Genomic DNA, 13,278 nt, shown 5'->3' on the forward strand with positions numbered 1-13,278 from the left:
TAAGCAGGTACGCTCATCTGTTACACGAAAAAAGAAACATGAAAAAGGAGAAAATACCATGAAAAAGCTGATCTCTCGCCGCAACTTCCTCAAGGTCTGCGCTCTGGCGGGCTCTGCCGCTGCTCTGTCTGCCTGTGGCGGTGGCAAGTCCACCGGCAGCGGCGATTCTGCTGCCGCAGCTGTGGACGTGACCGGTGCCGTTACATTTCCGCTGTCCGAAAAGGTCACCTTTACCGGTATGACCAGCTTCCCTGTGGGCAGCGAACCCGAACCGAACAACCGCACCATCTTCAAGCGTCTGGAAGAGCAGACCAATGTGCACATCGACTGGACCGCCATCCAGTCCGACCAGTGGAGCGATAAGATCACCCTGAATATGTCCAACCCCAACACCCTGACGGATTTTGTTTTTACTGCTGATTTTACCGACAGCAATCTGCTGCGCTACGCAGATCAGGGTGTCATCCTCAATCTGGAAGACTACATTGACAACAATATGCCTTATCTCCAGAAGGTCTTTGAGAAGTACCCGGAGTACCGCACCATGTGCACCGACAGCGATGGCCACATCTGGGCACTGCCCTGGATCGAGCAGCTCGGCTCGGAAAAGACCGCCATCCAGACCATTGGCAACATGAGCTTCATCAATACCAAGTGGCTGAACTTCCTCGGTCTGTCGATGCCCACCACGGTGGACGAGTTTGAGCAGGTGCTGATGGCATTCCGTGATAACGCCGCTTCTATCAAGGCAGAGTATGGCATTGACGGCGACATCATCCCCATGTCCTGCATCGTCAACAACGGCGATCAGGACCCCAGCATCCTCATCAATGGCTTTGGCGAAGGCTACGGCGATGCAGACAAGGACCGTCATATCGCCGTTACCAACGACCGGAAAGTTATCTGTGCCGCCACCCAGCAGGGCTACCGTGATGGTCTGGACTGGCTGCACAAGCTGTATACCGAGAAGCTCATCGACCCGGAGTGCTTCACGCAGGAGTGGTCCACCTATGTTTCCAAGGGCAAGGCTGGCCGCTATGGTGTCTGCTTCAGCTGGGATGTTGCTAACATTGACAACCTGACCGACTGGGAGCCGCTGCCTGCCCTGACCGCCGATACCCGCAATATCACTCCGCAGAACGGTTCTTTCACCAGCGGCTTTGCCCGCGGCAGATGCGTTGTCACCGCAAAGGCGACGAATCCTGCACTGGTTTGCGCATGGCTGGATCAGATGTACGCACCCCTCCAGTCTCCGCAGAACAACTGGGGTACTTACGGCGATGCGGAAGGCTTTAACATCTTTGAACTGTCCACCAACGATAAGGGCGAGCCCATGCTGAAGCACGCTCCTCTGGGCGATGCTTCTCCCGTGGAAGTCCGTGAAGCGCAGTGTGTCAGCGGACCTCTGGCGGTTCTGGATGATTACTATGGTGTATACGTTACCTGCCCGGACGATGCACAGTATCGTCTGGACTGGATCAAGGAGATCTACACCCCGGATATGAACAACGATTATGTCTATCCCAATGTCTTTATGAGCAGCGAGGACACCGAGCAGGTCTCTAACCTGCAGGCAGATCTGCAGACCTACATGAATACGCAGAAGGCCGACTGGATCATGAACGGCACTACGGATGCAGAGTGGAACGAATATCTGAGCAAGCTGGAAGACTACGGCCTGTCCGACTATCTGGGCATTATGCAGAAATATCTGGATGCTTACTACGCATAAGAATTCTTTCCTTTGGAGGATTCCATGAACGATTTGACTTTACAAAAAGCCCGTGCCTACGAGGCCGAGCATGGCGCAGCGATCTCCCCGGAGGAACGCCCTGCCTACCATATGACCCCCTATGTGGGCTGGCTGAACGACCCAAACGGTTTCTCTTATTATAAAGGGAAGTATCACCAGTTCTATCAGTATAACCCCTATGATGTGCGGTGGGCGCCCATGCACTGGGGTCACGCCGTCAGCACCGACCTGCTGCACTGGGAGTATCTGCCCTGTGCGCTTGCCCCGGATTCCCCGGCGGACAACGGTCCCGGCTGCTTCTCCGGTTCTGCCACCGAGATGGACGATGGCAAACAGCTGCTGATGTACACCAGTGTGGTGGCAGAAAAGCAGCCCAATGGGGAGATGCGGGACATCCAGACCCAGAGCATCGCCATCGGTGATGGACTGAACTACGAAAAGCCTGCCTGCAACCCGGTGCTGACCCAGAAAGACCTGCCGGAAGGCTTCAGCAAGTTCGACTTCCGGGACCCCAAGATCTGGCGTGAGGCCGACGGCACCTACTCTGCCGTCACCGTCTGCCTGGCCGAGGACGGCAGCGGCGCAGCGGCACTGTTCCAGAGCAAGGACGGCTTCGACTGGCACTTTGTCACGGTGCTGGAACGCTGCAACAATCAGTACGGCAAAATGTGGGAGTGCCCGGACTTCTTCCCGCTGGACGGCAAGCAGATCCTGATGCTCGGCCCCATGGAGATGCTGCCCAAGGGCGAGTTCCACAACGGTCACAACGTGATTGCCTTCATCGGCAGCTACGACCAAGCCACCCACACCTTCACCAGGGAAAACGTGCAGTTGATGGACGGCGGCATCGACTTCTACGCCACCCAGACCACCCTTGCCCCGGATGGCCGCCGGCTTATGACCGCATGGCTGCAGACCTGGTCGGACACCGAGGATAAGCCCAAGGGCTGCAAGTGGTTCGGGCAGACCATCTGCCCCCGGGAGCTGCACATCAAGGACGGGCGCATTGTTCAGGCCCCGGTGCGGGAGCTGGATGCAGCCCACGGCAAGCGAACCTTTTACGAAAATGTGACGGTGCAAGGCGAAACCTCTCTGGAAGGCATCAAGGGTCGTGTGGCCGACCTGACCGTCACGGTGCAGCCCGGCGAATACCGCTCCTTTACCCTGAAGCTGGCTGCTGATGCAGACCACCACACCAGCCTGACCTACGACCCCTACACTTCCGAGCTGACGCTGGATCGCAGCTATGCCGGTTCCCGTGCCGACATCGTACACCGCCGCAGCTGCAAGGTACGCAGCCAGAACGGTGCGCTCAAGCTCCGCATCCTGCTGGATAAAAACAGCATCGAAGTTTTCGCCAACGACGGCGAGCAGACCATGACTGCATGGATCTACACCCCCCAGTCTGCCGACGGCATCACCTTTGCCGCCGATGGCAAGGCAACTGTTACGGTGGAACAGTTTGAACTGAATCTGTAACCTGATATTCCCTTCATTTCTCCTTCATTGAATACAGCCCCGCTTTGGCTTCTCCTTCGCCAAAGCGGGGCTGTGTTTGTTATGTCATTGCTCTTCCAGCCTGCGTCAGGGGGCCGGTTCGCAGAGGAACTGCAGCCGGCAAAAAAGCATCCGCAGCGGCACTGACGGGCTGTCTTGGCCCATGTGCAGAGCGCTGCGGATGCTTTTTATGCTTGTGCTTTCACCGGGCAGTGCCGTCCGGGGCCAGAATGGTCATTCTGCCGTCCACGGCGGCATCCAGCATCTCGTGCTCCCGGAAATACTCCATCAGGATATCCTGACAGGAGGTTGCCACGCTGCGGGGCTTCTGGAGCTTGCAGATGGTATCGTAGGAGATGTTGAAAAAGCTCTCGATGTTTTTGAAGTGGTAGTTTTGCAGCTCCACGGTGAACAGGGCATCGTCGCCGATCTCCTTGCCCACCTCTTTGCCGCAGTAGGTAAAGTAGTCAAAGTCGCCTTTGGTGCGGTCGTAGCGCAGCCGCAGGGTGGAGGGCAGCTGGTAGAACTCGGTGTGTCCGGCGTAGGCTTCCTCCCGCAGCATGTAGCGCAGCATCTGCCGCAGCTGCTGTCCGGTCACCTTGAACATGAACACGCCGTCGTCGTAGGGGAAGCCCTCGATGAGGTCGCCGTAGGTGACGATGGGGCCAAGCTTCTCGGCCCGGATGCTGCCGGAGCCGATGAGCATAATATCGATGCCAAGGCTGCGGGTGAAGATATCCGCAAACAGGTTGCCCAGCTCGGTCTCCCGGGTGCGCTCCGGGTGGGTCAGCTCCCGGCGGAAGCGCCCTACGATGTGGCTATACTTTTCGTCCACCTGACTGGTGAAGCGGTGCAGCACCTGCTCCATGGCGGGGTTGCGGGGGCAGGTGTCGGCGCAGATGGGCACCGTGTGCCATGTGTAGGAATCGATGCAGTTGCTGTCGGTGTCCACGATGATGTCAAAGCGTCCGATCTGGTCGGTGCCGGTGCCCGCCTGCGCAATGACCACGCCGTTTTCCTCCACGGCATGTTCCAGATAGGTGTGGCTGTGGCCGCCGATGATCAGGTCCACCCCCCACGCCGGGTCCAGCTGACGGGCCAGATGGCGGTCCTCCTCAAAGCCGATGTGGGTCAGCAGCACGGTAAAATCGATGTCGATGCTGTTGTGGGCATTGCAGATCTTGCCCACCTCGGCAGCGGCGGCAGCAGTGTCCACAAAGGACCCCACCAGCGACTCGGACTTGGTCTGGTTGATGACGTCCTGGGTGATGATGCCGATGAACAGGATGTTCATTCCGTCCACCCGCAGGATCTTGTAGGGAGTGAACAGCCGTGTGGGGGTGTTTTTGATGTAGAGGTTGGCGTTGATGATGGGGAACCGGGCGCATTTTTCGATGAACAGCAGATGCGCGATGCCGTAGTCCACCTCGTGGTTGCCGATGGTGACGATGTCCGGGGCAAGGGCGTTCATGATCTCAATGGTGGAAAGGCCCTTGTACTCCGAATCGATGACCGAGCCGCGGAACATATCGCCCGCAATGGCGTAGATGGTGTTGGGCTCTTCGGCCCGCACCTTTTCGATGTAGCCGGACAGCATGGAGACGCCGCCCACCAGTTTTTCGTCCACCTGCTCTGCCAGAAAGTCTCCGTGCAGATCATTGGAGTGGAGGATGGTGATCTTTTTGGTGTGTTTCATGGTGCATTCCTCCCGGTGTTGGTGTGCGCGTCGGTCAACCCATGGCCTCCTGCCGTGCAAAGTAGACGGTGTTGACAAGGCTCAGGTAGCTCTCTTTGCCGTCCAGATAGACCTTGAGGGCAAGGGTATCCTCGTCCTCCAGCGTGACAGCGTAGCGGGAGCCGTCCTCCCCGGTAAAGGTCGCGTACCACTCCTGATTGGTCTGGAAGGGCACCTCCGGGGTGCCCTCCTGATAGAACAGGTCGGCTTCCTCCACGTTCAGCTCCGGGTAGGGGGTGATGTAGCTGGCGGTCAGGGGCAGCTGGTCGCCCTCGGTCTCGGCGTCGGTGGGCAAAAAGCACATCCGGTCGGCGTCTGCCGGGTCGGTCTCAGAATAGCCCTCGTCAGTGTCGCGGGCGATCTCCAGCCAGTTGCCTTCCAGCGACCACGGACTGGTGGTGGTTTCCCAGTCGTCCCCCTCCGGGTAGATGGTAAAGTCGCACACGCCCTCGGCTTCCACCACATGGCCGTTCTCGCCGGAAAGGAAGGGGCTGAATACCAGCTCTTCGCCGGTGCTGGGGTACAGCTCCACCTCGGTGTTGGGGGCGATATCGCTGATGTTGCACAGCAGCAGGATGGGCTGGCCGTCCTCACTGTAATAAAGCTGCTTGCCGCGCTGGAGCGGGTTTTCGGCATCGTCTGTCAGGCTCGTCTCGTAGACGAACAGGGTGGCATCCGGGTCCTGCGGGAAGATGCAGTACAAATCGCACCCGCCGTCCGGTGCCACGACCCAGTGATCCTGCGGGATGTCGTAGACGAAGCCCCACAGCTCCCGCAGGTCGGTCTGGCTGTCCAGCACCTTCTGCACATCGGTGGTGATCTCGTAAGAGCCGCCCAGATACAGCACACAGGCGCGGTATTCGTCCTCCCCAGCCAGCAGGCGCATGTAGGTCACGTCCTCCGGCTCGGTGTACTCCTGCTTTTTGGTGTTGGGGGCGATCATATTATCTCCGTCCAGCATCTTTTCGGGCTTGGAACTGGGGGTGCTGCTGCCTTTGGACGACCCGCCGCAGCCTGCAAGGCCGATGGTCAGCGCCAGCAGGGCGGCCAGAAGCTTCAGGTTTTTCATAAGTTCTCCTTTCTCATGCCCTGCCGGGGCGCACCTCAGGAGGCAGCGCCGGGCGTTGGGTGTTGGGAAAAATCGTCTACGCCCTCCACCGGCTCCGGGCTGCTGGTCCCGGCAGAAAGCCGGGGCGACCAGTCCAGCGCGCGGCCGGTGGTGCAGTAGACCACCGCCGTGGTGTCGGGGGTGTCCGGGGTGTCGTTGCACAGCAGCAGCACGGGTTGACCATCCCGCCCGCAATACAGCTCTCTGCCTGTCTGGTGTGGGTACTGGGGGTCCTGCTTTTCGTAGACAAAAAGCGTATCCTGCCTGCGCACAGCAAAGATGCAGTACAGCTCCCGCCCGCCGCCCGGCGCTGCGACCCGGTGGTCTGCCGGGATGTCCGCAACAAACTGCCACGGCTGTTCCTGCAGGCTGTCCAGCGCAGCGTCCACATCGGCGGTGCGCTCCGGGACGCTGCCCAGATAGAGCACTGCGGCAAGGCTGCCGTTCTGTTCGGCCTGCTGCCGCAGCTGCGCCACGGTCACAGCGTCCGGCCGGGAAGCGCTGTCCGAAGCTGCCGCGCCGGAGCGGATGGGGTCGCCGTCCACCGGCCCGCAGCCCGCAAGGCTCAGGGTCAGCGCCAGCAGGGCGGCAAACAGCTTCATGGTCAGGCTCTTCATCTTACGCCCACGGGTCGGCAGACGTGGGGACGCGGATGCCGGTCATCAGGTACTGCTCCCACAGAAACCACTGCCCATTGCCCTTGCGGCGCAGCTTGATGGGGCGGGGATCATCGGCACCGCCGCAGGGGATGAACAGCTTGCAATAGCCCTCCTCCACGTTGGAGGTGTGGTTGCTGCCCACCAGCAGGGTGAAGGGCTGGCGGGGGGTATAGCCGTTTTCCGGCGATGCACCCACAAAGTAGGAGAAGGGGATGTAGCTTTTGCCGTCCCGGAAGCGGTCGTTCAAAAAGGAGATATCCTGCCCGTTCAGCGGACGGGGGCCGCGCAGCCAGTTGAGCATCTCCTTTCCGATGTTCTTGTCGGCGCCGTAGGCGCACAGCGCACAGACGGTGAGGGCCGCAGTCTTGAAGGGGGTGTCAAGGCTTGCTTCCGGCAGCGCCTGCATCTGGGCAAGGCTTTCCGGCAGAGCCTGAAAGGTAAAGGTGACGGTCTGGTTGCCGCCGGTGGCAGCCGTGGCCTGCTTCATCTTATCAAAAAGTCCCATGAGAATGCTCCTTTCTGTTTCAGCTGTGAGGGTTCAGCCCCGTTTTGGATCGTGGCGGGGCACGGTCCGTTTGCGGACCACCTTTTGGTCCAAGTCCAGACTGAGGTTTGCGAAATAGCCGTTTTCAAAATACCATGCAAGGTCCTTTGCATCCATGCCGACGCTGTTGTACAGCCACCGCAGGGGCACTTCCGGCCCGGAGTAGCTCTCCAACCGCCGGGCGATGGTCCTTGCGTGGTAGCGGCGGGCCTCCCCGCGGGCAAACCGCGCCAGGGGCACGGCCCCCACCACGATCCAGAGCACATAGCCTCCCACGTGGGAGGTGTCCTTGGCCTGCAGGTCCAGGCAGAGGGTATACAACCCGCCAAAAGAGCAGAACACGCAGAAGGCAAGCCCTGCGTTCCGCAGCCATTTGAGAAAACGGGGAATCTCGCCCCGGGCTTTTTCCGAAAGATAAGGGTTCATAAACATGCTCCTTTCAGAACGAACCGCCTCCGCCGCCGTGGGTCGTGCCGCTGGAGGAGGTGTGGGTGGAACTGCCGCCGGAGCTGTCGGAGTCCTTCGTCTCCACATGCTCGGTGCGATGCACGTCCCGGTACAGGAACAGCTCCCGGCTGTTGGTCAGGTTCATGCTGCCCTCCCGCACATAGCTGGCGGCGTTCTCCTGGAACGCCACGCTGCGCAGCTGGCTTTTCATTACGCTGACGACGACCCATGCCAGCACAAGGCCGATGCCCAGCGCAAGGAACAGGTACATGAGAGACAGCGGCTCCCGGGGCAGGTTATTCACGTCATAGGGGTGGCCCGCCCGGGCAGCGTCAATGTAGGTATCCGACCACTGGACAAAGGTGCGGAATGCACCGGCGTAGTCTCCATCGGCCATGAAGGGGGTCATCTGCTCGCCAAGGTACTGGATGCCGGCGTCCGTAAAGGCGGTGATGCCGTAGCCGCAGGTGGAGATATGCCACTTGCGGTCGCCTACGCTCACCAGCAGCAGCACGCCGTCCATATCGGGGCCGTAGCCGTACTGGCAGTAGTCATACAGATCATCGGCAAACTGCTCCATGCTGTCGGCACCAACGCTTTCCATCGACTCGATGGTGGCAATGGTCACATCGAAGCTCTGGCGCAGGCTCAGTTCTTCCAGTGCGTCCTCCAGCTCGTTGTCCTCGTCCTCGGTCAGCACCTCAGCGTCGTCGAACATGCGGTAGTACAGGTCGGCAAAGCCGCCCTCCACCGCAAAAGCCGGAACAGCCAGCGCCGCCGCAAGAATCAGTGCTGCCAGCGCCGCAAAGAGGGAGTGCAGTCGGTTGGAAGTCTTTTTCATCGTTCGTCCCTCCTTTACAGGATCCGTGCCAGCCACAGCAGCCACATCACGCCGTAGGATGCGGCGGAAAGAGCAGCCGTAAGGCCCAGCATCCACTTGCGGGCAGCGCCCTTGTCCACGGGCAGGTCACCCACGAATTTGCCGGTCTGACCGTTCATGGCAAACAGATAGTTTTCGCCCCGCCAGCTGGTGCTCAGCAGCCAGACCGGGAACAGCGCATACTTTGCCTTGCCGCCGTGCAGCTGGATGCTGCTGTTTTCCACCTTGACCGAATCGTAGCCGGTAACGGTCTGCTGGAACGTCTCCTCGGTGGAGCGGCGGATGCGCTTGTTGGCCCGCTCGATGCTGTCCTCGGCGCTCACATCGTATTTGTCCGCCACATAGCCCGCCAGATAGGCGGTCTGGAAGGGGATGGCGTCCTGCATGGCAAAGGGCTCGATGGACTCCATCAGGTCGTCCTCGATCTTGGACGAGCCGTCCACCGGCACCGCGTCAAAGCCCAAAGTGCCGTCCCGCCGGACGGAGTAGTAGTTGGTCTCGGTATAGTCGTATTTGCTGTCCGACCAGCTGCGGGTCCGGGTGGCGGTAAAGCGCAGCTGAGCGTCGGCATCGCTGTCGAAGAGCCAGAAGGGCACATACACGCCCTTGATCTCGTCGATGTGGTTCTGGCTGCGGAACACCCGGGGCAGCAGGGTCTTGCCCTTGAGATGTTCCTGCAGCTTTGCCTTGGCGGCCTTTTTGTCCAGCTTGAAGGGGATGATGAGGTCGGGCCGCAGCGTCCCGGCAAACTGTCCGGTGAGGACGATGGGGTTGCCGCAGAACGGGCAGGCGGACGCGGCCATGGTGTCGTCGCCCACGATCTCGCCGCCGCAGCTCTTGCAGCTGTAAGTATGCAGACCGGCGGTCTCTCCTTCTGCCCAGCTGCCGCCGGGGGTGGTCCACTCCATCTCGCTGGGCTTTTCGTCCTTCAGCTCCTCGTCGTAGCCCTTGAGGGTATCCACATCGAACTCGGTGTCGCAGTAGGGGCATTTCATTTTCTGGGTGGCGCTGTCAAACTGGATGGCGCCATCGCAGCAGGGGCACTTGTATTCCAGCATTCCTGCCATAGCGTTTCCTCCTGTTGTTTCAAAGGGGGTCGGGGGCTTTTCCCCGGCCCCGCTGTTTTTGCGTTGGTCTTCCCGCCGAAGCGGTCGGCTCAGAAATCCGTAGTGATGCGGAACACCACCGGTTCGTCCGGCTCGGTGGCTTTGCCGTGGTGGCCCACTGCCAGGAAAGCGTTTTCTTCCAGCGGCAGGAAAACATCAAAGGTGCAGAAGTCGCCGCACAGCTGGCACAGGGTCTCGCGCTCACCCACGGGGAGGGACTTTTCCAAAAAAGTGCCGTCCGGCCCGTACAGCTCCCACACATAGCCCGTGTCCAGCAGATAGCCGTTGGGGCGCTTCATCATCACGGCGTTAAAGCTGCCCACCGGCTGCGAGCTGCGGGCCAGCTCATTGCCGTCCAGATCAAAGGCAGCAAAGTAATCATCGCCGCTGGATTCCAGCTCGCCCACCGTCAGCAGCTCGTCCCCGCTGAGGTTCAGGGAGGACATGCTGTAGAAGGGGCCGATCTCGTTATCGCCCTCCAGCGTCAGCTCAGTGTACTCGCCGTCCTGCACCAGCACCGGTGCGGAGTCGGTCCAGTAGATTACGGTCAGATCCCGATCCTTGGAGGAATAGCAGCTGCCCGAGTAGTCCAGTGCGTCGCTGGACTCCTCCGGGTCGCTGCTGTTCAGATCGTAGCAGTAGACATCAAAGTTGTCCATGGCGTACAGGATGCCATTGCGGTCGATGCTGAGGGCGTTGCTGCCGTCAATGTTGTACTCTTCCACCGGGGTCAGCCGGTCGTCCTTGATGGCATACTCGAAGATCTTGGCAGACTGCTCTTCATCGTCCTCGTTGTAGAAGCTGAAGAAGTAATTGCCCCGGTAGCTGTCCGCTTGGATCAAATGATAGGCACCGCATACCTCGCGGCGGACGTCAAAGGGAATGTACTGTGCCTTGAAGGTGTAGTCGCCGATGGTCAGTTCCCCGGTCTGGAACTGGGTCACAGGGGGCCCTGCAGGGGCGGCTTTGTCCTCTGCTGCTTCCGGTTGTGCCGAAGCGGACGGGGCACTGCTGCTGGAAGCCGGTGCGCTGGAAACGCTGGATGCGCTGGCAGCACCGGAGCCGCCGCAGGCGGTCAGCCCGAGGGCGGCGGTGGTAAGGCCCATGGCCTTGAGGAAATCTCTGCGCTGGATCTTTTTCATATCCGTTCCTCCTTTTTCAGTCACTGCACCTTTGCAAAGGCTTCGTCAGCACGGCGGCTGTACAATGCCATGCCGCCGGTCTGGGCGTCGTTTGCCAGATTGATGTTCTCCACAAAGCGGGCCTTTTCCTGCTCAGAGAGCTGCCCGCCCTTCATGGCGGCAGATGCCACGGCACCCATGGCACCGATCATGCCCATCTGGCCCTTCAGTTCCCGTTCCTCGGCCTTGGACATCCGGCGGCCGAACATGCTGGTCTCATTATCGTGGACCCCGAAGATGTGGTCCAGATGCTGACGTGCGATGTGGGCATAGCCGATCTCCCGCCGGTCCCGCTTGCTGAAGCAGATGACCAGCTCCTGCTTGATGTAGGGGTGGGGATGCATGCCCCGCTGGGTCTGGGCCTCGGTGATGCTGCGGGGCTGCACCAGCTTCAGCTTCAGGCCGCCGCCGTTGAGGGTGGGTTCCTGGCCCGGCTCCTTGGCGGGGGTCTCGTCCAGATACTCCTCATAGCTGGCGATCTGGTCGTAGCGGATCAGCTCCGGCATCTTGCCCCGGCCGCCGGTGCGGTCGTCGATGTACAGCATGCCCAGCTCATCGCAGAACACCAGCCCCATTTGCGATGGAGTGGAGGGGTATGCGTTGACCCGGAACTCGGTCTTGTTGAACACCTCGTCGAATACCCGCTTCATCCGGGCCATATACTCCATGTGCTCCTTGGCCTCGTCCAGCGTCAGCTCGCTGAGCCGGATATATTTGGAGCACTTGTTGCCGCAGTCATCGCAGAGGAACTGTCCATCCCGGAGCTTGGAGCGGTGCAGGGTGCCGCACTCCTTGCCGCAGACGGCACAGTTCTGTTTTGCGAACAGGTTGGAAAAGAATCCCATCATGGTATGCTCCTTTCATTGCTCTGTATTTGTCAGGTCTGGTCGCTGTCGTCAAAGGGGTCGCCGCACTCCGGGCAGAACTTGGGCGGGTGGGCGGGGTCTTCCGGCTCCCAGCCGCACTTGTCGCACTTATACTTGGGCGTACCGGCGGGCTTGGGTTTGCCGCACTCGGAGCAGAAGCGGCCCTTGTTCACCGCGCCGCAGCTGCAAGTCCAGCCTTCTGCTGCCGCCGGGCGGGGCTTGCCGCACTCCGGGCAGAACTTGCCGGTGACGGTGGCACCGCAGCTGCAGGTCCAGCTGTCCGCAGCGGGCTTCGGCTCCGGCTTTTTGCTGCCGCATTCCGGGCAGAATTTGCCGGTAACGGTGGCGCCGCAGCTGCACTTCCAGCTGTCCGCCGGGGCGGGTGCGGGACGGCTGACCTGCTGGGGCGCGTCCACGCTGTCCGGACGGGCCTGCTGGCCCATGGCGAACAGGTTCTGGGCGCTCATGCCGCCCATACCGCCTGCACCGGCTGCCATGCCCATGCCCATAAAGCCGGTCATGGCACCGGCGGTGTTGCCGGCGGCGGTCTTCATGGCATCGATCTGACCACCCACCAGACGGGCGGCAGCGGTGGTGGGATCGGTGGTCATGGCGTTCTCTTCCCACTCGGTGATCTTCTTCTGCTGCTCCTCCGGGATGGACAGGGAGTTGATGTTGAAGGAGAACACTTCAATGCCGCGCTTTTTGCGCCAGACATTCGACAGCTGCTCGTTGAGGGCGTCCGAGATCTCCAGCGTGTGGGCGGGGATCTCGTAATACTGCACCTTGTTGGCAGAAAGAGTAGCCAGCGCAGGCTGCAGGGCGTTCATCAGTTCGCTCTTCAGCCGGGGTGCGATCTCGGATGCGTCATACTGGGTAGAGACGTTGCTGCACACGTTGGTGTAGAACAGCAGCGGGTCGCAGATGCGGCAGGTGAAGCTGCCGTTGCACCGCAGATTGACCGAGAGCTTGTAGCCCCGCTCCTCGCTGACCACCACCCGGAAGGGGATGGGGGTGGCAGTGCCGTACAGGATCTCGCCCAGCTCCTTGGTGTTGATGTAGTACACCCGCTGGTCCTTGCCGGTGTCGCCGCCGTAGGTAAAGCGCTTGGCTACGGTCTGGAAGGTAGCTGCCAGACTGTCGCCGAAGTTGCCGGTGAACACGCTGGGCTCAGTGGATGCGTCAAAGGTGAATTCGCCCGGTTCGGCGCACACCTCCACCACACGGCCCTGCTCCACAATGAGCATACACTGTCCGTCTGCCACGGCGATGCCGCTGCCGTTGGTGATGATGTTGTCCTCGCCGTTGTTGGAGCTGCGGCGGGAGGTGCGCTTCTGGCCCTTGACCATCAGCACATCTTTGTCCAGAGAATCGCAGTAGAAAAATTCCTTCCACTGGTCTGCAAGGGTTCCGCCCAGTGCGCCCATACCTGCTTTGATAAGACCCATAGTAATTTCCTCCTGTATGTTTTATTTGTGCAAACGATAACTTTCTGTTATCGC

12 protein-coding genes are annotated in these 13,278 nt (G+C 60.4%); 2 read left to right on the plus strand and 10 right to left on the minus strand.

Going from position 1 to position 13,278, the window contains the following annotated elements; all coding sequences use genetic code 11:
* The first annotated feature begins 58 nt into the window (after positions 1-58).
* Together ACKXF9_RS06720 and ACKXF9_RS06725 are read left to right on the plus strand one after the other, a co-directional pair.
* Entirely contained in the window at positions 59-1,732 is a 1,674-nt protein-coding gene (locus ACKXF9_RS06720) for an extracellular solute-binding protein (protein WP_418265641.1), read from the plus strand.
* Positions 1,733-1,756: 24 nt separating this feature from the next.
* Positions 1,757-3,232, plus strand: a complete 1,476-nt coding sequence (locus ACKXF9_RS06725) for a glycoside hydrolase family 32 protein (protein WP_418265642.1) — start codon at positions 1,757-1,759, stop codon at positions 3,230-3,232.
* 220 nt (positions 3,233-3,452) lie between these two features.
* On the opposite strand, the gene ACKXF9_RS06730 is transcribed toward ACKXF9_RS06725, so the two are convergent.
* The 10 genes from ACKXF9_RS06730 to ACKXF9_RS06775 form a co-directional block, all read right to left on the minus strand.
* Positions 3,453-4,946 carry a bifunctional metallophosphatase/5'-nucleotidase gene (locus ACKXF9_RS06730; RefSeq protein ID WP_418265643.1) on the minus strand — a complete coding sequence of 498 codons (1,494 nt, stop codon included), beginning with the start codon at positions 4,944-4,946 and terminating at the stop codon, positions 3,453-3,455.
* Between the two features lie 34 nt (positions 4,947-4,980).
* Complete coding sequence (locus ACKXF9_RS06735) at positions 4,981-6,054, minus strand: hypothetical protein (protein WP_418265644.1); 1,074 nt, start codon at positions 6,052-6,054, stop codon at positions 4,981-4,983.
* 35 nt (positions 6,055-6,089) lie between these two features.
* Entirely contained in the window at positions 6,090-6,695 is a 606-nt protein-coding gene (locus ACKXF9_RS06740) for a gamma-glutamyltranspeptidase (protein ID WP_418265645.1), read from the minus strand.
* A gap of 16 nt (positions 6,696-6,711) precedes the next feature.
* Positions 6,712-7,257, minus strand: coding sequence for a DUF6935 domain-containing protein (locus ACKXF9_RS06745; RefSeq protein WP_418265646.1), 546 nt, complete (start codon positions 7,255-7,257; stop codon positions 6,712-6,714).
* Between the two features lie 33 nt (positions 7,258-7,290).
* Entirely contained in the window at positions 7,291-7,722 is a 432-nt protein-coding gene (locus tag ACKXF9_RS06750; protein ID WP_418265647.1) for a hypothetical protein, read from the minus strand.
* A gap of 13 nt (positions 7,723-7,735) precedes the next feature.
* Positions 7,736-8,584 (minus strand): TPM domain-containing protein, encoded by an 849-nt coding sequence (locus ACKXF9_RS06755; RefSeq protein ID WP_418265648.1) that lies wholly within the window; start codon positions 8,582-8,584, stop codon positions 7,736-7,738.
* Positions 8,585-8,598: 14 nt separating this feature from the next.
* Positions 8,599-9,690: a hypothetical protein gene (locus tag ACKXF9_RS06760; protein ID WP_418265649.1), complete on the minus strand. Its 1,092-nt coding sequence runs from the start codon at positions 9,688-9,690 to the stop codon at positions 8,599-8,601.
* Positions 9,691-9,779: 89 nt separating this feature from the next.
* The gene (locus tag ACKXF9_RS06765) at positions 9,780-10,871 is read right to left on the minus strand and encodes a twin-arginine translocation signal domain-containing protein (RefSeq protein WP_418265650.1); all 1,092 of its coding nucleotides are present in this window, start codon (positions 10,869-10,871) and stop codon (positions 9,780-9,782) included.
* Positions 10,872-10,891: 20 nt separating this feature from the next.
* Positions 10,892-11,758: a DUF4428 domain-containing protein gene (locus tag ACKXF9_RS06770; RefSeq protein WP_418265651.1), complete on the minus strand. Its 867-nt coding sequence runs from the start codon at positions 11,756-11,758 to the stop codon at positions 10,892-10,894.
* 29 nt (positions 11,759-11,787) lie between these two features.
* On the minus strand, positions 11,788-13,224 hold the full coding sequence (locus ACKXF9_RS06775) for an SPFH domain-containing protein (RefSeq protein WP_418265652.1): 1,437 nt from the start codon (positions 13,222-13,224) through the stop codon (positions 11,788-11,790).
* Positions 13,225-13,278: the final 54 nt, after the last annotated feature.

Origin of the sequence: Faecalibacterium sp. 9 (assembly GCF_048320955.1) — a bacterium.
GTDB lineage: Bacteria > Bacillota > Clostridia > Oscillospirales > Ruminococcaceae > Faecalibacterium > Faecalibacterium wellingii.